At 45.7% G+C, this 24169-nt stretch carries 23 protein-coding genes; 9 read left to right on the top strand and 14 right to left on the bottom strand.

Annotation, left to right across the window (positions count from 1 at the left end; all coding sequences use genetic code 11):
- Window positions 1–146: 146 nt before the first annotated feature.
- The gene (locus tag ACYVF1_RS10380) at window positions 147–1976 is read right to left on the bottom strand and encodes a glycoside hydrolase family 2 protein (RefSeq protein WP_461078342.1); all 1830 of its coding nucleotides are present in this window, start codon (window positions 1974–1976) and stop codon (window positions 147–149) included.
- A 298-nt stretch (window positions 1977–2274) separates the two neighbouring features.
- Between ACYVF1_RS10380 and ACYVF1_RS10375 the strand changes: the two genes are divergently transcribed.
- Both ACYVF1_RS10375 and ACYVF1_RS10370 read left to right on the top strand, forming a co-directional pair.
- Window positions 2275–2715: a hypothetical protein gene (locus tag ACYVF1_RS10375; RefSeq protein WP_461078340.1), complete on the top strand. Its 441-nt coding sequence runs from the start codon at window positions 2275–2277 to the stop codon at window positions 2713–2715.
- Between the two features lie 8 nt (window positions 2716–2723).
- Window positions 2724–3221, top strand: a complete 498-nt coding sequence (locus ACYVF1_RS10370; RefSeq protein WP_461078338.1) for a hypothetical protein — start codon at window positions 2724–2726, stop codon at window positions 3219–3221.
- 207 nt (window positions 3222–3428) lie between these two features.
- Here the strand turns inward: ACYVF1_RS10370 and ACYVF1_RS10365 are convergent, their stop codons facing one another.
- From ACYVF1_RS10365 to ACYVF1_RS10355, 3 genes are read right to left on the bottom strand one after another with little or no spacing between them, the layout of a single operon-like run.
- Window positions 3429–3716, bottom strand: coding sequence for a hypothetical protein (locus ACYVF1_RS10365; protein ID WP_461078336.1), 288 nt, complete (start codon window positions 3714–3716; stop codon window positions 3429–3431).
- A complete protein-coding gene (locus ACYVF1_RS10360) occupies window positions 3700–3846 on the bottom strand; it encodes a hypothetical protein (RefSeq protein ID WP_461078334.1) in 147 nt (48 codons plus the stop codon). Before ACYVF1_RS10360 ends, ACYVF1_RS10365 begins: the two co-directional genes overlap by 17 nt.
- Window positions 3846–4424 (bottom strand): DUF4142 domain-containing protein, encoded by a 579-nt coding sequence (locus tag ACYVF1_RS10355; RefSeq protein WP_461078332.1) that lies wholly within the window; start codon window positions 4422–4424, stop codon window positions 3846–3848. The genes ACYVF1_RS10360 and ACYVF1_RS10355 overlap by 1 nt, the downstream gene beginning before the upstream one ends.
- 127 nt (window positions 4425–4551) lie before the next feature.
- On the opposite strand from ACYVF1_RS10355, the gene parS reads away from it, so the two are divergent.
- The 4 genes from parS to ACYVF1_RS10335 all read left to right on the top strand — a co-directional run bounded on the left by parS (window position 4552) and on the right by ACYVF1_RS10335 (window position 9963).
- The gene (gene parS / locus ACYVF1_RS10350; RefSeq protein WP_461078330.1) at window positions 4552–4935 is read left to right on the top strand and encodes a type II RES/Xre toxin-antitoxin system antitoxin; all 384 of its coding nucleotides are present in this window, start codon (window positions 4552–4554) and stop codon (window positions 4933–4935) included.
- Between the two features lie 139 nt (window positions 4936–5074).
- Window positions 5075–5524 carry an RES family NAD+ phosphorylase gene (locus tag ACYVF1_RS10345; protein ID WP_461078328.1) on the top strand — a complete coding sequence of 150 codons (450 nt, stop codon included), beginning with the start codon at window positions 5075–5077 and terminating at the stop codon, window positions 5522–5524.
- Between the two features lie 326 nt (window positions 5525–5850).
- Entirely contained in the window at window positions 5851–8370 is a 2520-nt protein-coding gene (gene gyrA / locus ACYVF1_RS10340; protein ID WP_461078326.1) for a DNA gyrase subunit A, read from the top strand.
- Window positions 8371–8523: 153 nt separating this feature from the next.
- Window positions 8524–9963 (top strand): tetratricopeptide repeat protein, encoded by a 1440-nt coding sequence (locus tag ACYVF1_RS10335; protein ID WP_461078324.1) that lies wholly within the window; start codon window positions 8524–8526, stop codon window positions 9961–9963.
- A 434-nt stretch (window positions 9964–10397) separates the two neighbouring features.
- On the opposite strand, the gene ACYVF1_RS10330 is transcribed toward ACYVF1_RS10335, so the two are convergent.
- The 4 genes from ACYVF1_RS10330 to ACYVF1_RS10315 form a co-directional block, all read right to left on the bottom strand.
- Window positions 10398–10781, bottom strand: coding sequence for a DMT family transporter (locus ACYVF1_RS10330; RefSeq protein WP_461078322.1), 384 nt, complete (start codon window positions 10779–10781; stop codon window positions 10398–10400).
- Window positions 10778–11890 (bottom strand): glycosyltransferase family protein, encoded by a 1113-nt coding sequence (locus ACYVF1_RS10325; RefSeq protein WP_461078320.1) that lies wholly within the window; start codon window positions 11888–11890, stop codon window positions 10778–10780. Before ACYVF1_RS10325 ends, ACYVF1_RS10330 begins: the two co-directional genes overlap by 4 nt.
- A 137-nt stretch (window positions 11891–12027) precedes the next feature.
- Window positions 12028–12561 (bottom strand): helix-turn-helix transcriptional regulator, encoded by a 534-nt coding sequence (locus ACYVF1_RS10320; RefSeq protein WP_461078318.1) that lies wholly within the window; start codon window positions 12559–12561, stop codon window positions 12028–12030.
- A gap of 268 nt (window positions 12562–12829) precedes the next feature.
- Window positions 12830–13645 carry a 2,3,4,5-tetrahydropyridine-2,6-dicarboxylate N-succinyltransferase gene (locus tag ACYVF1_RS10315; protein WP_461078316.1) on the bottom strand — a complete coding sequence of 272 codons (816 nt, stop codon included), beginning with the start codon at window positions 13643–13645 and terminating at the stop codon, window positions 12830–12832.
- A gap of 1254 nt (window positions 13646–14899) precedes the next feature.
- On the opposite strand from ACYVF1_RS10315, the gene gap reads away from it, so the two are divergent.
- The gene (gene gap, locus ACYVF1_RS10310) at window positions 14900–15892 is read left to right on the top strand and encodes a type I glyceraldehyde-3-phosphate dehydrogenase (RefSeq protein WP_461078314.1); all 993 of its coding nucleotides are present in this window, start codon (window positions 14900–14902) and stop codon (window positions 15890–15892) included.
- A gap of 97 nt (window positions 15893–15989) precedes the next feature.
- Here the strand turns inward: gap and trmB are convergent, their stop codons facing one another.
- From trmB to ACYVF1_RS10290, 4 genes are all read right to left on the bottom strand, one after another.
- Window positions 15990–16652, bottom strand: a complete 663-nt coding sequence (gene trmB, locus ACYVF1_RS10305) for a tRNA (guanosine(46)-N7)-methyltransferase TrmB (protein ID WP_461078312.1) — start codon at window positions 16650–16652, stop codon at window positions 15990–15992.
- Window positions 16653–16783: 131 nt separating this feature from the next.
- On the bottom strand, window positions 16784–17200 hold the full coding sequence (locus tag ACYVF1_RS10300; RefSeq protein ID WP_461078310.1) for a hypothetical protein: 417 nt from the start codon (window positions 17198–17200) through the stop codon (window positions 16784–16786).
- Window positions 17197–18510 carry a bifunctional folylpolyglutamate synthase/dihydrofolate synthase gene (locus ACYVF1_RS10295; RefSeq protein WP_461078308.1) on the bottom strand — a complete coding sequence of 438 codons (1314 nt, stop codon included), beginning with the start codon at window positions 18508–18510 and terminating at the stop codon, window positions 17197–17199. The genes ACYVF1_RS10300 and ACYVF1_RS10295 overlap by 4 nt, the downstream gene beginning before the upstream one ends.
- On the bottom strand, window positions 18510–19454 hold the full coding sequence (locus ACYVF1_RS10290) for a hypothetical protein (RefSeq protein ID WP_461078306.1): 945 nt from the start codon (window positions 19452–19454) through the stop codon (window positions 18510–18512). The genes ACYVF1_RS10295 and ACYVF1_RS10290 overlap by 1 nt, the downstream gene beginning before the upstream one ends.
- A 262-nt stretch (window positions 19455–19716) precedes the next feature.
- Between ACYVF1_RS10290 and ACYVF1_RS10285 the strand changes: the two genes are divergently transcribed.
- On the top strand, window positions 19717–19893 hold the full coding sequence (locus ACYVF1_RS10285) for a hypothetical protein (protein WP_461078304.1): 177 nt from the start codon (window positions 19717–19719) through the stop codon (window positions 19891–19893).
- A 94-nt stretch (window positions 19894–19987) separates the two neighbouring features.
- On the top strand, window positions 19988–21742 hold the full coding sequence (gene menD / locus ACYVF1_RS10280; protein ID WP_461078302.1) for a 2-succinyl-5-enolpyruvyl-6-hydroxy-3-cyclohexene-1-carboxylic-acid synthase: 1755 nt from the start codon (window positions 19988–19990) through the stop codon (window positions 21740–21742).
- Window positions 21743–21884: 142 nt separating this feature from the next.
- On the opposite strand, the gene ACYVF1_RS10275 is transcribed toward menD, so the two are convergent.
- Together ACYVF1_RS10275 and ACYVF1_RS10270 are read right to left on the bottom strand one after the other, a co-directional pair.
- Window positions 21885–22364 (bottom strand): response regulator, encoded by a 480-nt coding sequence (locus tag ACYVF1_RS10275; protein WP_461078300.1) that lies wholly within the window; start codon window positions 22362–22364, stop codon window positions 21885–21887.
- A 241-nt stretch (window positions 22365–22605) separates the two neighbouring features.
- Complete coding sequence (locus tag ACYVF1_RS10270) at window positions 22606–24162, bottom strand: DHA2 family efflux MFS transporter permease subunit (RefSeq protein WP_461078298.1); 1557 nt, start codon at window positions 24160–24162, stop codon at window positions 22606–22608.
- Between the last annotated feature and the right edge of the window lie 7 nt (window positions 24163–24169).

Raw genomic sequence — 24169 nt, 5'->3', positions numbered from 1 at the left:
TCTTTTTAGGCAGCTACGTTAGAAGGCCATAATGTTCTCCCAGGAACATAATCACTATTGAGAGATCGCATGCATAGGCTAAGCCTGCTCTGCCTGGCAGACCGATGCCTGATTTTAGGTGATAATGCCTTGAGGATACCTGCAGGCTATTCTTTTCTGGATGTCAGACTAAAACCGGCCTGTATGACGGCTTGATTGACAGTACGAATTCGGTCCGTATCCATTTTTTCTACCTCCCGGTCATACGTGAGCAGGCCGTTGACTTCGTGCTCAACATCGGTGGTTTGAGTGTAAATCGCTACGCTTAACCCCCGGTAGCGCATCAATTGTTCAACCTGGTCAAGTAAGAAAACGTAGCGATCGGTTAGCGCGTTTTTAGTTGGCTCATACGCGTAGGCGTTATTTTCGGTGGGCCACATATGCCCCCGAACGAACAAACCCACACCCCCGAACTCGCCTAGCGAAGCCGCCCGTTTTTCGTCGGGTTCTGAAGCTTTATTGGGACCCACATAAATGTGAGTATCCACAAAATCGCCGTTCTTTGGATCGCCGTACGCTTTTTGATAAGGCGGATTATTGTTGAATCCCGAATTGCCATTGACCAGCCGGGAAGGATCATACCGCTTGACCCAGTCTGTAATATTGGCTACATCGAACGCCCCCCAGTTTTCGTTGAAAGGCACCCAGGCTATAATGGACGGGGAGTTGTAATGGTCATCCAGAATGGCTTTCAGCTCGTTGCGAAACGTAGCCCGGGTGACCAGGGTGTCTTCGTTGGGATACCAGATAGCAGGCATATCCTGCCACACGAGCAGTCCCAGTTTATCGGCCCAGTAATAGAACCGCTGGGGTTCTGTTTTCATGTGCTTCCGGATGAGATTATAGCCGGCTTTCTTCGTATACTCAATGTCGAATTTAAGGGCCTCTTCCGTTGGTGCGGTCAAAATACCATCGGGCCAATAGCCCTGATCGAGCAGGCCGAGCTGCATGACAAACTGCCCATTTAGCAAGGGGCGGACAACGCCGTTAACCTTACCCAAATTGACATCCCGCATGCCAGCGTAACTCATTACCTCATCCGATGCGCTCCCGTTGGGTGCTGTCAGGGTAAGTTTCACATCATAGAGAAAAGGGGAATCTGGCGACCAGGGTTTGGGATTGGCAATAGGCACGTAAAAAGCCGTTCCGGCCATTCCGTCGGCCCGGGCCACTTCTTTTTTTCCGTCCAGCACGACCGCCGTAATTCGGGCTGCCACACTGGCCTTGACCTCAAGTTTGAGCCGCTTGCCTGCTAAGTCCGGTAATAGCCGTAGGGTCTGGATATAATCGCGGCTGACCGGTTCCAGCCATACCGTTTGCCAGATACCGGAAGAAAAGGTATAATCACCTCGAGGGCCGTTTTTTCCCGAAGGCGTGCGCCCGTCATTGGCATCATAAGCGGCCACGACGAGGCTGTTAGCTCCTGGTACCAGCAAGGCAGTGATGTCGAAGGAAAAAGCGTCATAACCGCCGGCGTGGCTGCCCACCTTCTGTCCGTTGACAAAAACGGTAGCGTGGTGGTCGACGGCATCAAAGTGCAGCAAGACCTGCTTACCATTCCAGACAGGGGGTAGGGTAAATGTACGCTGGTACCACATGTTGGTCTCCTGCTTCCGCTGGATACCCGACAGCACCGATTCAGGACAATAGGGAACCCGTATTTTTTCGGTCGTAGCCGTGAAAGCAAGTGCGCTGGTAGGGTTCTTAGCCGACGCGACCGATTTGCCACCTTGATAATTCCAGGTACCGTTCAGGCAAAGCCACTCACTACGTTGCAACTGCGGGCGCGGGTATTCACTTAGTGGTAATGGGGCCGCCAGAGCCGCTTTAGTCCAGCGGGTTGGCAACTCGGCGACCTGGGCATGAACGCTTTGACTTGAGAAGATAAGGCTGGTTACCAACAGCGAGATAGCAATGAAGGAAATATATTTATGCATACTTTAGACAGGGGGATGTATCTCCTCCAAAAATGGGCCGTTCAACGTTACTTGTTTTAGAATGCACAAATTAACGCACACTATGTGTTAGTATACCCTATGTTTCTTAACCTTCCTGTTTAAACTAAGCCGTATTGAGTTTGGGTTTTCATGAATTACTATAAAATATCTTGGTATTGACTACCTTGCAGTCAATTGATACAAACTAAGGTTTCGCCTACCACTATCCTAAGTAGCGAAGCCAGACTATTCTTTGCCATGAAGCGTACGCTTTGGTTAATGAACGAAGTAAAACAGAATGAATTCCTTACATCCATCCTATCCTGAGCCGGCTGCCCCCAAAAGCACTCCTGGCCAATCCAGCCTGGCGCTCTATGATCGTTATGGTTCCTTAGTGTATGGAATCATTTGTAAAATCATTCCTGAGCCAGAGCTTGCCCAAACTGTCTTGTTTGAGCTGTTCATTAGTCCAGAGGTAAAATCCTTGACCGAAAATTCGGGGCTGGTAAGTGCTACACTCATTCGATTAGCCCGGGCCAAAGCGCTTGCCTTAAGGCCTGTTAGGCCGTCCGTGAGTGTTTCGCCGTCGGCGACCGATGATCTGGGCGTGCTCGTATTCGAACTCTCGTTTTACCAGGGTTACAGCGTTGAGCAAGTGGCTGATAAATTACAGCTGACCCCGGCTACTGTCTTACAACTCATTGCTCAACAGTTTAAACACCAACGATCCTCAAAATAGCTTTGATTTTGAAAAACTATCAGTATTTAAAAGACGGCATTCTGGAGGCTCACTTGTTAGGGGTAGTTAGCGAACAGGAAAAGCGAGAGTTTGAGCGCCTATTGGCAACTGATGACGATATTTTGTCGGACCTGAACCAGGTAGAAGCCAATCTGGAAGCGTACTTTTTAAGAAACGCGGTGCCACCCCCACCGGGCATCCGCGAGAAAATAGAGTTGCGTATTCACCAGACCGATCTAAAAAAATGGGAGGAACCCGTTTTCCATGAATCCTTCCAAAGCCGTCATGGCTCACCCAAGGCAGAGCCCCAGTATGTTCAGGTAGAGGTCGATACTACGCATATACGAGTCCATAAGCACTGGAAGGCAGCTTTTATTGCCGTATTTATTCTTTCGAAGGTATTCTTGGTACTAGGTCTTTATTATTATTTCAAAGCCACTAGTTTGGAGCAGGAGGTAATCCGTTTACGAAACCAGGTTGAGCAACCTGCACGCAATCCTCACTAGAAAGTAAGGGATGTGATGGGTTCATGGTTTACAAAGCGACCGGGTCTGCGCTTCACGGATCTCAACAATGCCTCGCCTGCAACGATGCCGTTATCATCGGCAGCAACGTAGTGCAGACACTTTCAGGCTATAAGCTATTTGTCGAGGAAGGAACTTTGATCGAAAAGTGAGGGTAGATCTATTATTCGAACTAGGCTATGTTGTCAACTACGCACTTTTCCGGCCGACTTTTGGCGGCACAACACCTTTAACCGAATCTGAGCGAGGATGTTCCCTTGACGAACCTGAACCATCGGGCGTAGAAGCTCGATTAGGCTTGGGCATGGGTGGTACGTACATATAATTCCGTGCGGAGCCCTCATCGTCAATGGTCATACTGTAAGGGCTTGTTTCGGCTGGCCGTTTTCCGCCGGTCAGATAGCCTGTACCGGTCGAGGCTGTTGAGCCTCCGCTACGTCCGCCGGTTGTCGATTGCGCGTTAACGTAGTGATTCATAGCCAATAATATTGTTACTACGTAACAGATTCGGTTGCGCGTTTTCATAGGATTTTGGCCGATACGTATCAACCCGCGCCAGTAACTGAGCGCGGGTTGATACGTTATTTATGATTGTATGGCTATGCATTACTTCATGGCTTTATCGATGGCATTAATACGGTCCATGTGCGTTTGCAACGTAGGTAAGGTTTTGCGGGCGAACTCCTTAACGGCCGGATTCGTGTCGTCATCTTCGGCCGCTTTTTTGAATAAATCAATGTCTTCTTTATGGTCATCGACCATCATTTTGACGTATTTCTTATCAAACTCGGCGCCCGATAATTTAGCCATTTCGTTCACGTGTTCCTGTTCTTCACTACCCAGCGTAGAGGGGAGGGTGATGTTGTGCGTAGCCGCAATGGTTTTAAACTCCTCGTTGGCTTTCGAGTGATCTTTCACCATCATCGCGCCGAAGTCTTTCACATCCTGACTGGCGGCTTTCTCCTGGGCCAGCCGACCGAGTTCTACTTCCAGCATTCCGCCGTTGGCTGCTTTCACCGCAAATTCATTGGTGTCGTCGTCCTGACCGGTGCCAGCTTCTTCTTTTGCCTCATTTGTCGAATCTGCGTTTTCTACGCTGTCGGTACTTTCCTGTTTCTTATCGCCACAGGCCTGGAAAGTCAACGTACTAACGGCCAGCAACAGCATTATGGTTACCTTTTTCATAACATATTAAAATTAGTTGATCAACTACTATAACCAGTAATATCTACTTAGGTTTGAAGAAGCTGACAAATGGAGAACCGATAGACAAAATTCTGTGTTTGTCAGACAAAATTCCTATGTTTGTCGTATGATACCATCGAACCGCACAGCCCTTGTCTTTCTGGCACTCAAAGGAATTCCGGCAACCCGTTTTTTCGAGATTGCCGAATTAACCGGCTACAAACGAGAACAACTCGCCGAGGTGTTCGATACGTCCCTCAAAACGTTTCAGCGGTACGAACGCGAGAAAAAGAAACTCAATCCACAGGACAGCGAGAAAGTCCTCAAAATCAAGTCGCTGTTTCAGCTAGGGGAGTCCGTTTTTGGCTCCGCCGACTCGTTTCGGCGCTGGATGGACAAACCCGCCTACGGATTAGGCAACCAAATCCCATTTGACCTGCTCCACACCTCAGGCGGCATTGACCTCATTTTCGACGAACTGATACGTATCGAATACGGCGACCTGGCATAACGGGAGTTGTAGAGTTGTAGAGTTATAAGGTTGTAAAGTTGGCTGACGCATAAACCTGATTCTGGCGTCAGCTAACTTTACAACCTTATAACTCTACAACTTTACAACTCTATAACCCTACAACTTTACAACTACTACATTGCTCGTTTATCGGATTACTAAAACGCAGTATGCTAATCGTTTGGTTGCTTCGGGAGGAGCGGCCCGCTGGAATGAGCGGGGACAGATGGTTGTTTATACTGCCGCCACGCGGGCGCTGGCCTGTCTTGAGAACGTAGTACACCGGAGCGGGGAGGGTTTATTAGCTGATTTTCGGGTAATGGTTATCGACGTATCGGATAGCCTGGCCCTGGAAACTATCACAGTCGACAGTCTGCCAGCCGACTGGTTTGAGTTCCGACAATACGATACCTGCCAGCGAATAGGAGGGGAGTGGCTACGTAGCGTCCGAACGGCCGTGCTGAAAGTGCCGTCGGCCATTATCCCGAACGAATGGAATTACCTACTCAACCCCGCCCATCCTGATTTCCTGCAAATCCAGTTGCTACGTACCGAACCGTTCGTGTTCGACCCAAGATTGAAGTTATAAAGTTGTAGGGTTATAAGGTTGTAAAGTTGGCTGACGCATACATACCACTCTTGCGTCAGCCAACTTTACAACCTTATAACCCTACAACTTTATAACTCAATTTGAGTTGAAATAGAATTGTATTTCATTTAGATGATAGACAACTTGATGTAACCGCAATTTTTGGCGGTAGAAATGAAAATAAAGGCCTGTTTTTGCCTATTTTATTGGCGATTTACGGGATTATTTCTGTTTTGTCCCGAAAATTTTGTATATTTGTCTATAAGGTGTGCCAGGCAAAAGCCAGGCGTTTGAATAGTAATTTTTTGCGAAACTCCTTCTAACAAATGGCGGAAGAAAATCCCGACCTCGAATCTCCCAGTAACATTATTCCCATAAACATTGAGGACGAAATGCGCGGTGCCTACATCGACTATTCGATGTCGGTTATCATCTCGCGGGCGTTACCCGATGTGCGCGATGGTCTGAAGCCGGTCCATCGCCGGGTGTTGTTCGGTATGGCCGAACTGGGCGTTAGTTATAACAAGCCTCACAAGAAATCGGCTCGTATTGTGGGGGAAGTGCTGGGTAAATACCACCCGCACGGTGATGCTTCGGTTTATGACACGATGGTACGTATGGCGCAGGATTGGTCGCTGCGGTACCCCCTCGTGGATGGACAGGGTAACTTCGGCTCTATCGACGGCGATTCACCCGCTGCGATGCGCTATACCGAAGCGCGCCTGAAACGTATCGCTGAAGAACTGCTGAACGATATTTATAAAGAAACGGTCGATTTCCAGCCCAACTTCGATGATTCGCTGGAGGAACCAACCGTTATGCCGGCCAAACTGCCGAACCTGTTATTAAACGGGTCGTCGGGGATTGCCGTGGGTATGGCTACCAACATGGCTCCGCACAACCTGACGGAAGTGGTCGATGGTATTATTGCGTATCTCGATAACAATGATATCACCGTAGAAGAGTTGATGCAGTACGTTAAAGCGCCGGATTTTCCGACGGGAGCCACTATATACGGCATGGAAGGCGTTAAATCGGCCTTTATGACGGGGCGTGGGCGCGTCGTGATGCGGGCCAATGCAACCATCGAAGAAAACAAAGGCAAAACCCAGATCATCGTGACGGACGTACCGTATATGGTCAACAAAGCGGTGATGCTTGAAAAAACGGCTGATCTCATCAACGAAAAGAAAATCGAAGGTATCACGGCCTTCCGGGATGAATCAGACCGCGACGGACTGCGCGTCGTATATGACCTCCGTAAGGATGCCATTCCGAACGTAGTACTCAACAACCTGTATAAGCATACGGCGCTTCAGTCCTCCTTTAGTATCAATAACGTAGCGCTGGTGAAAGGCCGCCCAATGTTGCTGAATCTGAAGGATATGATGAAGTACTACGTTGAGCACCGTTTCGACGTAGTGACCCGCCGGACGCAATATGAACTGCGGGAAGCCGAAAAACGGGCGCATATCCTGGAAGGTTTGTTGATTGCGCTGGATAATATCGATGCCGTGATCAACCTGATACGCTCCTCGCGCGATCCGGAGATTGCCCGCACAGGCCTGATGAGCCAGTTCTCGCTGAGCGACCTGCAGGCCAAAGCGATTCTGGAAATGCGTCTGCAACGGCTCACCGGTCTGGAACGCGATAAGCTACAGGCCGAATACGACGAGTTGATGAAGGAGATTAACGAACTGCGTGCCATTCTGGCCAGCGAAGAGCGTAAACGGCAGGTTATTAAAGAAGAGTTGATTGATGTCCGGGCACGCTATGGTGACGAACGTCGGACGGCTATCAACGCCCTGGGCGACGGAAACATCAGCGACCTTTCCCTGATTGCCGACGAGGACATGGTGATCACCATCTCGCACGAAGGCTACGTCAAACGGACACCAACAACCGAATATCGGTCGCAGAGCAGGGGAGGAGTTGGAGCTAAAGCAGCCGCTACTAAAGAAGAGGACTTTACGGAGCATTTGTTTACGGCAACTATGCACAATACCTTGCTGGTATTCACCCAGCGGGGACGATTATACTGGTTGCCTGTTCACCAGTTGCCTGAAGGATCACGTGTTGCTAAAGGTCGTCCCCTAGCGAACTTCATCAATATCGAGTCGGGCGATAAAGTACGAGCGGTCATTAACGTAACGGATCTTAAAAACGAGGATTACATCAACAATAATTACATTGTGATGTGCACGCGGCAGGGAACCATCAAGAAGACTATGCTGGAAGCCTTCTCGCGCCCCCGTCAAAATGGTATCATTGCTATTACCATCGATGAAGATGACCAACTGATTGGCGTCTGCATGACGAATGGTAACAACGATATCGTGATTGCCTCCAGCGCTGGTAAGGCGGTTCGCTTCCACGAAAGTCGGGTACGTCCGATGGGACGTACTGCAGCCGGTGTTCGTGGTATTTCGCTCGACGATGAGGATACAACCGACCACGTAATCGGTATGGTTTGTATCGACTCGCCCGAAGCGCAGTTGCTGGTCGTGTCGGAGAAAGGGTACGGCAAACGCTCTGAAATCGAAGGATACCGGATTACCAACCGGGGTGCCAAAGGTGTTGGTACGTTGAAAGTGACCGAAAAAGTGGGTCGGCTGGTAGCTGTACTGGACGTAGCAGATAATGATGACCTGATGATTATCAATAAATCAGGGATTGCTATTCGAACGCCAGTAAACAAAATCAGCGTGATTGGACGGAACACCCAGGGCGTCCGACTTATCAGCCTGCGTGAGGATGACCAGATCTCTTCGGTAACAAAAATTCGTCAGGAGGAAGAAGGGGAGGAGGGAAAAAACGCCGAACCTGAAGTTGCCCAGGAGGAGTAATACGTATAAATACCTAAAAATAAGCTAGTTGAGCCACTTTGCCTGATGTAAAAATCAAGCAAGTGGCTCAAACATTTTATAGCTTATCATGCTTATACAGACAGATTCCGTAATTTCGTTTCTAATTAAGGAAAACACAACCCCATTTTACACATGAAACCAGTTTTTTTGATTCTCGTCGCGTGTTGCCTGTCGGCAGGTGTGCAGGCGCAACAAACAGGGGCGGCTACCGTTGATCAGGCTGCTCAGGACGCTATTAAGAAGGAAAAAGAAAAGAGTGATAAGGATATTACGGATGCCAAATCCAGTGCGAAGGCAAGTACCTGGATGGCCCGTGCCAAAACGTATGAAGGTATTGCCGCCGGTGGCAACATTAAACTGGATTCGGCAGCTGCCACAACCGCTTATGATGCTTATAAGAAAGTAGTCGAACTGGATAAAGATAAAAAAGGCGGTCCTGGCAAACTAGCAAAAGAAGCTGAAGAGGCCTTGAAAAGCCCGACGCTGTATAATGCCTTTATGCAGCAGGGGGTGGCCAAGTTTCAAAGCAAAAACTACGGCGATGCACTGAAATCTTTGGCGATGGCGGGTGACATTAACCCTAAAGACACGCTGGCACCTTTGTACAGTGCCATTGCAGCTCAGCAAATTAAGGACAATGCTACGGCAAAGACACAACTGGAAAAATACGTAGCGAGTGGGGGAAAAGACGCTACTATCTATGGTTCGCTGGCAACACTCTATCGTTCGGACAATGAAATTGACAAAGCGTTAGCCATGCTCGATAAAGGTATTGCGCTGGCTCCGACGAATAAAGATTTGTCGAATGAAAAAATCAATATCTGGCTGGCGGCAAACCGGATGGATGATGCCATTGCCGGTATGAAAGCGATGGTCGATAAGGATCCGAACAATGTACAGAATCTGGTAAATTTGTCAATTATTTATAATAACATGGCGAGCAAATCGTCGGAAGAGCTACGTAAGCTGGAAGGGGATTCCAAGAAAGGAAGTTCGGCGAATAAGCAACTTGCTGACGCTAAGGCATTAGTCGAAACCTATAACAGCGAAGTAACCCGGTTGTCAGCGGCTATTAAGAAACAGCCTAAGAACGCTGAACTGAAACGTCAGTTAGCTGATGTACAGAAAAAGAGCACCGATCAAAAGGCGGCAATAACTCAACTTGAAGCGGATGCTAAAGCCGCTGCAGCGAATACAACAGCCGCAGCTGATGCGTCAAAAATTGATCCGCTAAAACAAAAAATTGCCGAAGATAAAAAGCAAGAAAAGGTGTATCTGGACAAAGCAATCGCTGTTGATCCGAACAATTATGATGCTAATTACCAGTTAGGTGTTTTCTACTATAATGAAGGTGCTGAATTGAATAAAGGGCTGGCGGCTATGGATATGAAAGAATACCAAGCGAAAGGCAAAGAGGTTGAAGGTAAAGTGTGTGGTAAGTTCAAACAGGCGCTACCTTATTTTACGAAAGCTAAATCCATTAAAGAGGAAGCAGAGGTAACCGAGAATCTGACGAACCTGCAAAACATCCTCAAGCAGTATGAGGAGAAGAAAGTAGTCTGTGTAGAATAACAAATAGGTGGGGCTGGCTAACGCTGGCCCTATTCTTTAAACATACTACTTAACATAATATAAATTATACAACAATTAGGGTGATGGAAAATCCACTTAATGTATTGGTTTAAGAAGGACTTGTAAACAGTATTATCCACACGTTATCCACGTGGAACAGTAAAGTATTGCTTTACAGAGAGTTAAGTAATAAGTGTACTAAAAAAGTCTATTTTATGGCGAAAAATGAGGTTTTAGACGAATAAATGGGTTTTAGACGAATAAATGGGTTTTACACCTCGTGCACAATCGGTAAGGACATAGGTAGCAGTTATAAACCAAAAGACATATTTGAGCCAAAAATTAGATGAGTTTACAAAGAGTAAGACACTTACTATAAGCGGCAACCACATCCATTTTAAAATATGCGTCACTAATCTCATATCTATAAATGTCTAGTCAGCTTGAACGGATAATTTTAAACCTATTATGCCCACAAGGATTAATCCGATAAAAAAGAATTCAGAAAAAGACCAGTGTAGTTTAAACCAGAATACATCGCACAACTTTATTAGTAAAATGGACAGACCCATCCAGATAATAAAAACTGTCGCTGTTGGGATTGTGCGCATAGCGATTGAAAGCAAAAAAGAATTTACTGCGCCGAATACAATATAACCTATCCAAGGGCCAATCATAATTAGATTCGCTTTACTAAAACTGCTCCAGCAAAACGATTGTAGGTTGGTAAATCGGATGAGTTTTAGTGAATATGTCCAGCCCATCTGACAAAATCCGGCTGTGATTAAACATAGCCAGCTTAGTAGCGCTTGATTCATGACTCCTTATTGGCTTGCTTGATTACATCCTGAAGCGCTTGGATAAACCGAGGTGTACCTTTATTATACCATTCGTGAAAACGCTCACTGACGGACATATCATATTGGTTAGTGTAGATGAGTAATTTACGGACATCGAACTTGGCAACTGCCTCGCCTGCCCCTACTCGTTGCCCGTCTAAAGCATTACAAGTCTGTTCAAAGTGATTATCCATCGGTCTCATCTGTACCGGTTTTCCTAGATACATGGCTTCACAAACGGATTCAAAACCTGCTGTGGTCATTACCGCCCGGCAGTGTTGCATTTTATCTAAATACAGTTGACCATCAATTGGTATAAATTCAAGCTGACCGACTGGTGTACTAAAACGGTCAGTTTGTGGTTGAAAATATTTAACGTTAACAGCAGGATTCTGCAAACATGTGTTAACGACTTCAGATTGTAGTCCGGGTTGAGTAGTATAGGAAACAACAAAATCTTCATCGTTGAATCTATTTCTATAGGTTACCTCTTTACGTAACAAGGGAGGCATAATCCGAAGACGCTTTTCAGGGACATCGGATTGTTCATCGAATGATAATCCAAATCGTTGTTTTGCTCCCCAACTATTGATTTTGATTAGAATTTTAAAAAGGAGTCGGTCAAGTAATTTTCCCGTTGGATATGGGAAGTTAGGATGTAATCCCAAGCATTGGTGAGCAATACACACCATAGGCGCCTTAAGCTTATACCTGGCATAAGTTAAACCGCCCAATAGCTCAAAAAAATTGACAACGATATCAGGGTGATGTTGCTCGATAGCCATACGTAGCTGACGTATACTATTCTTATAAACAACGGTATTTTTTAGAATACCTTTAATGGTTGTCTTTAAATCAAGGGCATTCGTTTGAGGATTATAAACTAATGAAGGGCCTGGCAGTTCGATAATGGGAGATGAAAACTGCTCTATAAAAAATGGCGGAACGGGTCTGTGCTGATCGACATTAACCCAGCCACCAATACGCAATGCCCTTGCTGTAGTAGCAATTGCGCCATTGATATAGCTTGAGTTAAATGACCACGACCTTCGCCCTGAACAATAAATAACACTCGCATCGTTTATCAATCAATTCATATATGTTCCTACACGAGTTTCTTAATAACCCTGCAGAAGAATTGATATGAGAAGATAGAATATTATGTAGGTAACTAATGAATTAGATGTATAGACCAATAATTCAATAAAAGACTACGGTAGACGAATTACATGGACGGCATATACTCACGGAAAGAGCCGTCTGTATAAAATATTAAAATACGTTCAACTTTTTTCTCCTGAGCGTTTGCGTTTACAACTGGTTCTGGCGCGTTGTTCGATTCACTGGCCGGTTCGGTAAATTGTACAGGTGAATTGATCGGTGTTGTAGCAGGAGGAATTTCATTACGTTGCGTACGAACACTTGACGGTGGATTTACATACGAAAACGGTAACTGACTAGTTGTTGCATAAGGATCTCTCCGATCCGTCACTGGTCGGTTATTATTTGAAGGAGGACGGTTTCCATAATTAGATGAAGGTACCTGATTTCCTTGTGAGTTATCCTCTTCCATAATCCAATCATAACCCAGTTCAGGGAAACGGCGGATTATTTTTTGAATGATATCGAAACTAGGTCTATTACGTCCTGATAATATATGAGAGATGCTGGAACGCTGTACACCGATTTCGTCAGCGAAATAAGATGGTGTGAGGTTTTTGTCGATCAGAATTTGTTTAATCTTGTCATTAATGGTCATAACATCAGTAGTTAAATCGAACGTCACAAATATAAATACAAAACGATTCTGTAAATTATAAAAAATGTGAATCCAATTTTGTGTAAAACAATTTTGTAATTAATGTTGACTGTATACAAAAGAAAAGTGGTCGATGTTTAACTATAACATCGACCACTTTTCTTTTGTATACAGTACGTTCACTTGACTATTGACGTGTCGCAAAGCAATTTATTTAAATACACTGTCAATAGAGTGACCAATTCATTTCTCTATTGTTAATTTACATTTAAACTGATACGTTGTTTTCACGTAATGCATCATTAAGCGACGTTTTCAAATCGGTTGACGTTTTACGTTGCCCAATGATGATGGCACAGGGTACGTGAAATTCACCGGCAGGAAAATGTTTAGCATAAGTTCCAGGTATCACAACCGAGTTAGCAGGAACGTGTCCTTTATATTCTACTGCATTAGCACTCGTTACGTCAATTATTTTAGTAGAGCCAGTGATAGTAACCCCCGCTCCCAATACAGCTCGTTTGCCAATATGAGCCCCCTCGACTACAATGCAGCGAGAACCAATGAAAGCGCCGTCTTCAATAATAACCGGAGCGGCTTGAGGTGGTTCTAGAACTCCTCCTATACCTACCCCACCGCTGAGGTGGACGTCCTTCCCAATCTGTGCGCAGCTTCCTACCGTAGCCCAAGTATCAACCATAGTTCGCTCGTCAACGTAAGCTCCGATGTTTACATACGATGGCATAAGGATAACACCGGGTGCCTGGTAAGAACCATAGCGAGCAACCGCCGGTGGAACCGCCCTAACTTTGGCCTCAGCAAAGTTAGTTTTTAAAGGAATTTTATCATTGAATGTAAAAATGCCCACCTCCTCCGTCCGCATCTGCTGACTGAGGAAATAAAGCAAAATAGCTTTTTTAACCCATTCATTAACTGTCCATGAGCCGCCTTCTTCGGTAGGTGGTGTGGCTACTCGCAGCTCTCCCCTATCTAATTTTTTTATTATGTCCTGAATAAGTTGAGTCGATTCAGGGTTCGCTAACAACTCTCGGTTAGCCCATAAATGTTCAATTTCTTGAGTCATTTAATTAAAGTAATTGTTTAATTAATGTGTTGTAAAGTGCTGATATGGCCCTATTTAGGAAAATGACCAAATTTTATATTGCTGTACATCAATATTATATAGCCCTATCAGCCCTTGTTTTCAAAGGTAAGAAGAAGGCATGTATAGTTAAAATATAAGAGTCCTAAAATATTTTTTTGAAAAGAAATTAGGGCTTCCTGCCCTATCATAATTTTGGTTGTAAACTAAACAATGAGTTATATATTACAAAGCAGCTTCCATAGAATATAGAGCAAAAAATATGCCGTTATGCATTTAAGTAAGCATCTTGACCCAACTAGTCTTTCGCATGTCCAATTAGGTAAAAAAATGTATTTCACTGTGTAATAGTTGGGACAGTCTGAGATCGAAAGTTGTAGGTTGATTAGAAAACGCAGGGCTGTAGTAAGCGGGAATGGTAATTTAGCGCTAGTTTGATTTGGACGAACACAAGAGTATTTTAATCGAGTTAAGCTTCTAAATAGGTGGCTAGATAGTCATGAACGCTTATCTCATTTATACTAGGCAACTTGAGAAATAGGATTGGAGCTATCTAGACTTTATACACTTCTTTATACAGAAGTTATAATATATAAACTCTTTCATTTCATTTTTCTCATGAACGAGAAAGGCAACCAAAGTGATTGTTACCAACGCTTTTATTGCTACTGGGGAAGATTCTCAGCTATAAATGTAGAATTCTCTACTAGAATTGGTAAAAAGGGTATCAAGAGAGAAAATCTTCCTATAAAACTCATTTACGTTAAAAGTAATAGTAAATGGATATACCAAACTCGTTCCGTTTATTAGTTTGTTCGTCTAATATTACTGTTCCCTTAAGATAGAAGGATTTAAGAGAAACTATTTTTGTCTAGCTTTAGTAGTTAATCGTTTGTTATTATAAATACGAACATCAGCAAATAGAAGGACTATACTAACGGTCCTACCCTACCGGATAACTAACAAATATCTAAATCCATTATCTTTAGTAATTCATATAAATTTAGTATTTAATTAGCATAAAAGTTAGTAAAAACTAATATATCTTAGCAATATCGATGTATTATGCCAACAATTGTTAGTAATAACTTAACATTTTGCTAATATTTTGCTTAAAAAATATATTTGCTAAAAAATTACTCCTTTAATTGCTAATAAAATGCTTACTAATACAGATTTATTATAGGCTTATAAATCTTTATATTTGACCCCGAAAACAAATTATTATCTCTGTTCATGAAAAAAATACGCGTTGCTATTAATGGCTTCGGCCGTATCGGACGCCTGTCGTTCCGACGATTATTGGAAAAAGAAAACATTGACATAATCGCCATTAACGACCTTACAGATAATGCGACCCTCGCGCACTTGCTAAAATATGATTCCGTACATGGAAAGTTTACGGGTTCAGTTTCGTCAGACAGCGATAGTTTAACCGTAGATGGAAATCGGATTCATGCTTATGCAGAACGTGATCCTAAGAATCTTCCCTGGAAAGACTTAGAAATTGACGTAGTACTGGAATCAACCGGCCGTTTTGTTGATGAAGCAGGTGCAGGTATGCATTTACAGGCCGGTGCTAAAAAAGTTGTTATTTCTGCACCCGCCAAAGGAAACATACCAACTGTCGTACTAGGGGTTAACGCAGATACACTAACAGGCAACGAAACCATTATTTCGAATGCCTCCTGCACAACCAACTGTTTAGCTCCAATGGCTAAGGTTCTAGACGATGTGTTTGGCATTGAAAAAGGATACATGACAACTATCCACGCTTACACCGCTGACCAGAATTTACAGGATGCTCCACACTCCGATTTGCGTCGTGCACGTGCAGCTGCATTATCAATTGTTCCTACCTCTACAGGGGCCGCCAAAGCCGTTGGTCTGGTACTTCCTCAGTTAAAAGGTAAACTGGATGGTAACGCATTGCGCGTTCCTACTCCAGATGGATCGCTTACAGATTTAACCGTTATCCTGAAGAAACCAGCATCTATTGACGAAATCAACAATGCCATTAAGGAAGCTTCAGAATCGTCGTTGAAAGGAATTCTGGAGTACAACACGGATGAAATTGTTTCAATTGATATCGTTGGCAATCCTCACTCGTGCATCTTTGATTCAAAGTTAACAGCTGTCAATGGAACCCTTGCTAAGGTTGTAGGCTGGTATGATAATGAGTTTGGTTACTCGAGCCGGGCCGCAGATTTGATCGCAAGCCTGTTCTAAGATCAGTTTCATACGTTTCTGTCATCTACTTGATGTTTATTAACAAATGTAAATTACAGAAATAAATACAGATTATATTAAAATGGGTGCGATATTGTTAAATCGCACCCATTTTACATTGTAAATAGTTAATTGTAAATCCTTTATCAAAAAACAATTGTTCATACTTGGTTTTGATACCAATGTGAATTGTGTTCAAATGTGAATTATAAAGATCTGTTGTATATTGTAAATCATGTATTTTTTCTTCTTTTAGTTGCTGTAAACTAAAGTTAAACAGTTCAGGATTGTCAGTTTTCAAATGTAACGTACCACCGGGCTTTAAGATCTGTTTATACAAAGTTAAAAAACGGGGATGCGTCAATCGGTGCTTTTCCTGTTTAGGTCGGGGCATCGGATCAGGGAACGTAATCCATATTTCATCTACCTCCTCCCCGGCAAAAAATTCAAGAAGAAAATTAATGTCGGTACGTAGAAACGCTACGTTTGTTAAGCCCAACTCCTGTGCTGCTTTTGATCCTCTCGCAATTCGGTCGCCCTTTATATCAACGCCGATAAAATTGGAATTAGGAAAAGCCTGCCCTAGTCCTACTGTATATTCACCTTTTCCACAGGCTAACTCAAGGATAATCGGATTTTCATTTTTAAAATAATCCGCATGCCAGCGGCCACGAATTGTCTTATACTGGGGTTTACCAACTTCAATAACGTTTGAGCTTTCTGCATTCTGCAGAAATCGATGGGTTTTTCGTCTAGTCACGGTTGTAAATTAAAACGTCAACCTCTTCGGTTGACGTAGTGAGGAATTCGCTTTATTTAATTGTAGTTAAAAATATGACAATCAACGTATTAAATATAAATAACTTAAGTTAATACGTTGATTGGTTATCATCAAGGAAGTTTTGCTTCAGGATACATTTTACGGTGCTGAGCAACAACCAATGTATATTGTTCGGGCGTCAGGATTGGTTTATACCCACGAAGTTTTTCAGTTTCAATCTCAATCGCCAGAGTTCGTAATTTTTTCTGATTCATGCCGCTCTTCTTTAGCGCTTTAACCCCGTCATTATAACTGACAACTGCTTTCTTGATAACGTCTCTTGCTTTGGGCACTTGTGGCTCGGTCAGCTTAAGTCGTTTGGTATCCGCTTTCAATACTGACTTAATGATCATACCAACGGTAGCGCCATTGTTAAGGAATACGAATTTTTCCTGTTCAACTTTATCAGGCGTTGTCGAAGGTACCTGCGCCTGTACGGAAAAAAATAAGGATGTCAGAAAAATGACAGTTAATTGTCGAAGGCTCATACGGTAAAAGGTTTTGTGTCCAAATTAGTTAATTCGGCGATGATGTAATTACTTCCCGTTATCAGAATTAAATCGTCGGCAGAAGCTTCTGCCAGAGCAGACTTCAACGCTACGTTTACTTCAGGATAAACCGCACCCAATAGCCCCGCTTGTCTGGCTTCAGCCTGTAAGGTTTCGGCGGGCAGAGCACGTGGTGTTTGCGCCTGGCAAAAATAATAGACAGCCGTTTTCGGCAACACATCCAGCACCTTGCCCCGATCCTTATCCGCAACCATGCCCAGGACAATTCGTAACGTAGCGTACGGCAACGTAGCAATTGTTTCGAATAAGGCAATCAGTCCCGGATGATTGTGAGCGGTATCGGCAATAACTTTGGGTTGATCACCCAGCATCTGAAAACGGCCCTTTAGTCCGGTCAGTAACGTAACGGCCGACAAGGCGCTGGCTTCATCTTCCCAACGTACCGGCAGTTGCGGCTGTAACGCTTCTACCGTAGCTAATACCGTGGCGAGATTAGGCAGTTGATACGTTCCTAATAAATCGAGCGACAGGTTTTGGACGTAGTTGCTCTCCCCCCCATACGTAACACTCAGGTGTCGTACTCCGTCGATTATGCCACGGTTCTCCACTTGGTACGTCTGGTCAGCAAACGTAATAGGGGCTTTTAGCAATTGCGCTGTTTTACTAAAAACGGGTTCCGATTCGGGATGGGTTTCTCCTATAATAATAGGTAAGCCAGGTTTAATGATACCCGCCTTTTCACTGGCAATCTGCGGCAACGTATCACCCAGAATATCGGTATGGTCATAGCCGATGTTGGTGATAACAGAAATCAGTGGGGTTATTACGTTCGTTGAATCGAGCCGTCCACCCAGACCCACTTCAATAATCGCGACGTCGACTTGCTGCCTGGCAAAATAATCGAACGCCATTGCCACCGTCACTTCAAAGAACGACGGTTCGATACGTTCGATGAGTGATTGGTGTTCGACAACAAACCGGGCTACGTCCTCCTCGGCAATGGGGACTCCATTAATACGGATACGTTCGGTAAACGATTGCAGATGGGGCGATGTATATAGACCGGTCCGGTAGCCAGCTGTCTGATAAATGGCCGCCAGCATGTAGGAGGTACTTCCCTTTCCGTTGGTCCCTCCCACATGGATGCTACGAAATTTCCCCTGCGGATTGTCGAGGGCTTCGCATAAAGCCAGTGTATTGCCTAAACCGGGTTTAATCGCCTTGGGGCCGATCCGGTGAAAAACTGGGAGCCGACTGTATAAATAGTCGAGGGCTTCCGTGTACTGCATTAATCTTTTGCCTTAATAATAAATGTAATGGTTCCGGTGGCTGTAGGCGGAGTAGCTCCTCCCTTGGGTCTTAACCGGAGTCGTTGAACGGCCTTCCGGTATACTTCACTCACCGACGGGCTTACCGTACTCTGTAACTGGCGAACATTCATGATTTCGCCACTGCCATCTACTTTGATCTGAAAGACAATCTTCCCCGTCTCGTCGGATTCGTCACTGACATTTGGCTTACTTGCTAATGACCAACCTGATACGTCAAAAGCAACACCTGTTGCAGCTCCCCCCGGCGTACCGTAAAATTCTTTGGCGTCGATTTTCCCTTTTGGATTGCCCTTATCGCCAACCCCGTCGGCATCATCGCCGTTATTGTTTCCTCCAACACCGGAAGCTTTACCAACCGTTCCGTTGGAACCACCCCCACCCGACGATTTCTTAAAAAGCGCATCCGTATTCACCGTTTCCACTTTTTTGGGCGGAGCCGGTGGTGCCTTTTGCTCAACCGGGGCTGTATTCTTGGGCGCTTCAACCCGTTTCGGTTCCGGTCGTTCCGGGGCCGTTACCGGGCTTTCGGCTTTACTGGCAATAATGGGTTTTTCGGTGGCTACCTTCGCGGGCTTGGCCTCCTCCACTTTCGGACTGGGCGTAGGGCGAACCTTCTCCAGGCGCGGGGTCGTATTAATCTTCGGATTCGGTTTCTTATCGGCCGCTTTCACATCCTCCCGATTCGGTGAATCCGACGCTTTATTATAAGTCTGAATGCGTCCGCTACCTCGATTATCCAACCCAAAATTTACCTCAACAAATTGTATCGGTGGCGGATTCGGGATCGTCTGCGACCAGTGAACCAGAAACAACAGCGCAATCATAAGTCCGTAGATAATCAGGGCACCGGTCAAGGATTTAACCCGAATTTCGTCTTCGTTTTCAAATGTAATCCGGTTCATACAGACTATAGTTTTCAGACTCTATAACGTAGCAAATGGCAACTTCGTTTACGCCCAGGAGTTTACAAAGCTGAGTTGAGGTAGCAAAGTAACGCAAAAAACAAAAAACGACCGGTTGAACGTACCGCTTTCTAACTATCTAAGTCTATTTTCTTACCGGTCTATCGACGGATTAACAAAACAGGAAACCCGTCGTTTTCTCAGCACGAAGCCAATGCTCCATCATTGGACAAATGAATTCTTAAACTAAACGACTACGCGTATGCCACGAGGAGACAAATCGGCCTATACCGACAAACAGAAACGGCAGGCCGAACATATTGAGGAAAGTTATGAAGATAGGGGCGTTTCGAATGAAGAAGCCGAGCGTCGCGCCTGGGCTACGGTCAACAAAACTTCGGGTGGTGGCAAAAAAAGCGGCTCCGGAAGGAAGAATTAGCGGATAATGATGAATGTAAAATGACGAATGAATTGGTTTTTACTGGAACTCCATTCGTCATTTTACATTCATCATTATCCATTAATTTTGCCCGATGCCCGTACTACAGCCTATTGTCGATATTGCCGAATTGCTACACCAGAAAGGTGTTTCCGAGGTCATTGTTTCGCCTGGTTCCCGCTCGGCTCCCCTAACCCTGGCGGTTGCCCGTCATCCAAAATTACGGGTGCACGTAGTGGCTGACGAACGGTCGGCGGGATTTATCGGATTGGGAATGGCCCAGCAAAGCCAGAACCCGGTTGCGCTCATCTGTACCTCAGGCAGCGCGGTTTATAATTTGGCTCCGGCTGTCGCTGAAGCGTTCTTTCAACAGGTTCCGCTTCTGGTATTTACCGCCGATCGACCCCACGAATGGCTCTACCAACAGGATGGGCAGACCATTGACCAGCCTGGTATATATAGGACACACATCAAACGGAGTTACGACCTTCCCGCCGATTACAATCATGCAGAGGCCCGCTGGTTCATCGAACGGTCGATTAACGAAGCGATTTCACTCAGTCAGCTTTCGCCAGCCGGGCCGGTGCATATTAACGTACCACTCCGCGAGCCTTTTTATCCGGCAGCGACTGATACGTTCCAGTATGGGCCAGTACGTACCATTGCAGTCTGCCCGGCACAGCCAACGCTTCCTGCTGAAACCTGGCATGAACTCCTGAATGCGTGGGAACGTAGCGAACGAATTCTTATTGCCGTCGGACAGTTTCCGTATACGCCCGCGCTACGTACTATATTGGGTAAATTAAGCGAGGAATTCGGGGTTCCGGTTTTGGGTGAGATAACCAGTAACCTCGCCGGTACTGATTCATTTATTTTACACACGGATACGTTCCTGTCGGGACTTTCCCCTGACGTAGCAGAGCTGTTACGCCCGGATTTACTGATTACCCTCGGCAATTCGTTCCTGACGCGTAACCTGAAAACGTTTTTCCGACAATACCCGGCTCTCCAACACTGGCATATTCAACCTTCCGCCGAACGTATCGTCGATTCGTTTCAGAGCCTGACCACGTTGATTCCTGCTCAACCGATTGCGTTTCTGGAAAAACTATTCGCGGATATAGACTACCAACGGTTTCTTCAGGGTGACGACGAAGATAACGAGACGGAAGCAGGCCACTTCCTGAAACGCTGGCAATCCGCCGATCATCAGGCCGCCCGGCACGTAGCACAAACCCTTGCCCAACCCGACCAGCCTCTTACCGACTTTTCGGCGACTCAGCTCGTATTCGATCAGTTGCCCCAACGTAGTATACTTCATTTGGCAAACAGTATGCCGGTACGTTACGCGAATCTGGTGGGGCTGCGCGGAGACCTCGACGTAGCGGTGTCCGCTAATCGGGGGGTCAGTGGAATCGATGGGTGTCTGAGTACGGCGGTGGGGGCTGCGCTTGCTACCGACCAACTCGTTACATTGCTCATCGGCGACGTGGCTTTCTTTTACGACCGGAATGCCCTCTGGTCAAACCCTGTACCGCCGAATCTGCGGATTGTGCTGCTCAATAACGATGGTGGTCATATTTTCCGGATGATCGAGGGGCCGAGCCGACAACCCGAACTGGAAACCTATTTCGAAACCCCACACGGTTACACCGCCCAACGTACTGCCGAAGACGCCCGGATCGCTTATGAAGTCTGTGAATCGTCGGAAAAATTGGCCTCCCTCCTGCCCGACTTTTTCCAACCAAGTTCTTCCGCTAAACTAATAGAAATTACAACCAGCAAACTGGCCAACCAGCAACAGTTCCAGACGTATAAATCTGAAATCAGCAGTAAACTAAAACTATAGTTATAGTTATGTAATCAATAATTCAACTGGACGTACAGTAACTGACCTTTCCTGACGTTCATCTTCTAAACTTTTTGTTCGGTCCCTGTTTTTTGTAGAAGCTGAATAACCCGATTGGATGAACTCATTCCGAAGCTAATACCTATTTTAGAAGTATAGGCGGTAAGTTTTGTTGCTCTCGGATGTGTAGTGTATCCCGGTAGCAGAGCTTAACGGCCTCCACCACCCGGTAAAGACCTCTTGGCCCGGTTGGCTTTACCATGTACAGATGTATCCCCTGCTCGTAAGCCTGATGTTTGACTTGTTCACTTGTAGAAGCAGTTAACAGGATGACGGGCATATAGGGCAAATCCCTCATGTCGCCCAGCATTTTAAGGGTATCCAGCCCGCTTAGCTCCGGCATGTGCAGATCGAGCAGAATGACCGTCACCTGGCAATCGTCGAATCCGGGCGTCTTCACCAACTGGCTTCGGTATTGAGCAAGCCAATGGATCAGTTCCTGCCCACTAGTCATTTCTTCAACTACAATTCCCTTTAGATCATTGGTTAACGTCCACCGGATAAGTTGGCGATAGTCGTCACTGTCATCCACGACCACTATTCGCATTGACATTGACTTCATAGTCTTTTGAATAAATGGGTTTATAACAAAAATACAATAGAATCTAACCATTCTTCTAAATAGCCCACGATTAGGCAAGGAAGTAAGGGAATGGTCCTCTGACGTTGCTGTTACAATTGAGCCAGCAACGACAGCGACTCAGCAATACGTTTTAACAAAAAACATCGGCCAGCCATGAGGCCAGCCGATGTAATCGAACACATGAACAAAACAAATTCACAACTTTATACTACATTTCAATTTACTCCATTACCATTTCCGTATGGGCTGGCGTTGCAATTTTCTTACCGATAAACAGGAGCAGCAGCGGCACACAGACTAAAAAGAAGGCGCCAATAATCAGGAACGTATCGGCGTAGGTCATCACCAGTGCCTGTCTCATCACCGCCCCCTGCATCATCCCGTACGCTTTGCCGGTCGCCGTCATCAGCGCATCCCCTTTCGACAGAAACAAGCCGGTGAACTGTTTGATACGGTCAACCGACAGTGGATTGTAAATCGATACGTTATCCGACAGCCGCGACGCATGAAAAACGGTACGGGTTGAAATGTACGTTGTCATGATCGCCGTTCCGAACGTACCACCCAATTGCCGGATCATACCGGTTAGCGCCGACCCTTGTGGAATCTCAATGTTTTTCAGATCAGCTAATGTAATGGTTGTCAAAGGGATGAAAATCATACCCATACCGATACCGCGGATAATCAGCGGCCAGAAGAAATAATCGGGTCCGGCGGCAAGGCTGATGGTCGACAGATCGAAACAGAAGCCGAAAAACAGCAGGAAGCCGATGGCCGCGTACCAGATAGGCGAGATGTAATTTTTGCTCAGCAACCCTCCTACCACCGGCATCATCAGCCCAGTCATGATCGAACCTGGCATCAGCAATAACCCCGTCTGACTTGCGGTAAAACCGAGAATCGTCTGACAGAAAACCGGGATGATAAATACCGACGCAAACAGTCCGAAGCCCAGAATAAAATTGAACAGGGTGCCAACCGCGAATCGGCGTTCGCGCAACAGGCTTAAATCCAGAATCGGTTGTTTGACAACCAATTGACGCCAGATAAATCCGATAATACCGACACCAGCCAGAATTGACATTATGACAATGAACTCAGAAGTAAACCAGTCTTCTTCATGGCCTTTTTCCAGTACGATCTGTAAGCCACCGATACCCACCGTCAGCATGATAAGCGCGAGCCAGTCCATTTTCCCGGCCAGCACTTTCTCGGCCGGCTCTTTAATATATAGGTACGTCAGCACGGTGGCAGCAATCCCAAATGGGATGTTGATGTAGAATACCCAGTTCCAGGACAGATTATCGGTAATGTAACCACCAAGCGTTGGACCAATCGACGGGCCAATAATGACGCCCATACCGAAGATGGCGTTGGCAATACCTAACTGCTCTTTCGGAAAGGTCTGAATCAGAATCGATTGCGCTGTAGTCAACAGGCCTCCCCCACCGATACCCTGTACGACCCGGAAGAAAACCAGTTCCCAAACGTTGGTCGACGTACCACAAAAAATTGACGCAATCGTAAACAGGACGATCGACGCGGCAAAGTAATTCCGACGACCCAGTTTAGAGGTCAACCAGCCCGACATCGTAATCATAATGGCGCTGGCTGCTGCGTAACCCGTTACGACCCAGCTGATATCGCCCAGCGACGCACCCAGATTACCCATCATCTGGTTGAGCGTTACGTTCACAATCGACGAGTCGATGGTTTGCAGCAGGGCAGCCGTCGTTACGGTCAACACAACTACCCATTTATCAAAACCTAAATTCATAATCGTT

This window comes from Spirosoma flavus (assembly GCF_054778555.1).
Note: the sequence above shows the minus strand (reverse complement) of the source record. Positions and strands in the feature narration are given on the sequence as shown.

Coding starts and splice junctions, on each gene's coding strand:
- ACYVF1_RS10380 (WP_461078342.1), bottom strand. CDS start 1,976: ATGCATAAATATATTTCCTTCATTGCTATCTCGCTGTTGGTAACCAGC.
- ACYVF1_RS10375 (WP_461078340.1), top strand. CDS start 2,275: ATGAATTCCTTACATCCATCCTATCCTGAGCCGGCTGCCCCCAAAAGC.
- ACYVF1_RS10365 (WP_461078336.1), bottom strand. CDS start 3,716: ATGAATCACTACGTTAACGCGCAATCGACAACCGGCGGACGTAGCGGA.
- ACYVF1_RS10360 (WP_461078334.1), bottom strand. CDS start 3,846: ATGCATAGCCATACAATCATAAATAACGTATCAACCCGCGCTCAGTTA.
- ACYVF1_RS10355 (WP_461078332.1), bottom strand. CDS start 4,424: ATGAAAAAGGTAACCATAATGCTGTTGCTGGCCGTTAGTACGTTGACT.
- parS (WP_461078330.1), top strand. CDS start 4,552: ATGATACCATCGAACCGCACAGCCCTTGTCTTTCTGGCACTCAAAGGA.
- gyrA (WP_461078326.1), top strand. CDS start 5,851: ATGGCGGAAGAAAATCCCGACCTCGAATCTCCCAGTAACATTATTCCC.
- ACYVF1_RS10335 (WP_461078324.1), top strand. CDS start 8,524: ATGAAACCAGTTTTTTTGATTCTCGTCGCGTGTTGCCTGTCGGCAGGT.
- ACYVF1_RS10330 (WP_461078322.1), bottom strand. CDS start 10,781: ATGAATCAAGCGCTACTAAGCTGGCTATGTTTAATCACAGCCGGATTT.
- ACYVF1_RS10320 (WP_461078318.1), bottom strand. CDS start 12,561: ATGACCATTAATGACAAGATTAAACAAATTCTGATCGACAAAAACCTC.
- ACYVF1_RS10315 (WP_461078316.1), bottom strand. CDS start 13,645: ATGACTCAAGAAATTGAACATTTATGGGCTAACCGAGAGTTGTTAGCG.
- gap (WP_461078314.1), top strand. CDS start 14,900: ATGAAAAAAATACGCGTTGCTATTAATGGCTTCGGCCGTATCGGACGC.
- ACYVF1_RS10300 (WP_461078310.1), bottom strand. CDS start 17,200: ATGAGCCTTCGACAATTAACTGTCATTTTTCTGACATCCTTATTTTTT.
- ACYVF1_RS10295 (WP_461078308.1), bottom strand. CDS start 18,510: ATGCAGTACACGGAAGCCCTCGACTATTTATACAGTCGGCTCCCAGTT.
- ACYVF1_RS10290 (WP_461078306.1), bottom strand. CDS start 19,454: ATGAACCGGATTACATTTGAAAACGAAGACGAAATTCGGGTTAAATCC.
- ACYVF1_RS10285 (WP_461078304.1), top strand. CDS start 19,717: ATGCCACGAGGAGACAAATCGGCCTATACCGACAAACAGAAACGGCAG.
- menD (WP_461078302.1), top strand. CDS start 19,988: ATGCCCGTACTACAGCCTATTGTCGATATTGCCGAATTGCTACACCAG.
- ACYVF1_RS10275 (WP_461078300.1), bottom strand. CDS start 22,364: ATGAAGTCAATGTCAATGCGAATAGTGGTCGTGGATGACAGTGACGAC.
- ACYVF1_RS10270 (WP_461078298.1), bottom strand. CDS start 24,162: ATGAATTTAGGTTTTGATAAATGGGTAGTTGTGTTGACCGTAACGACG.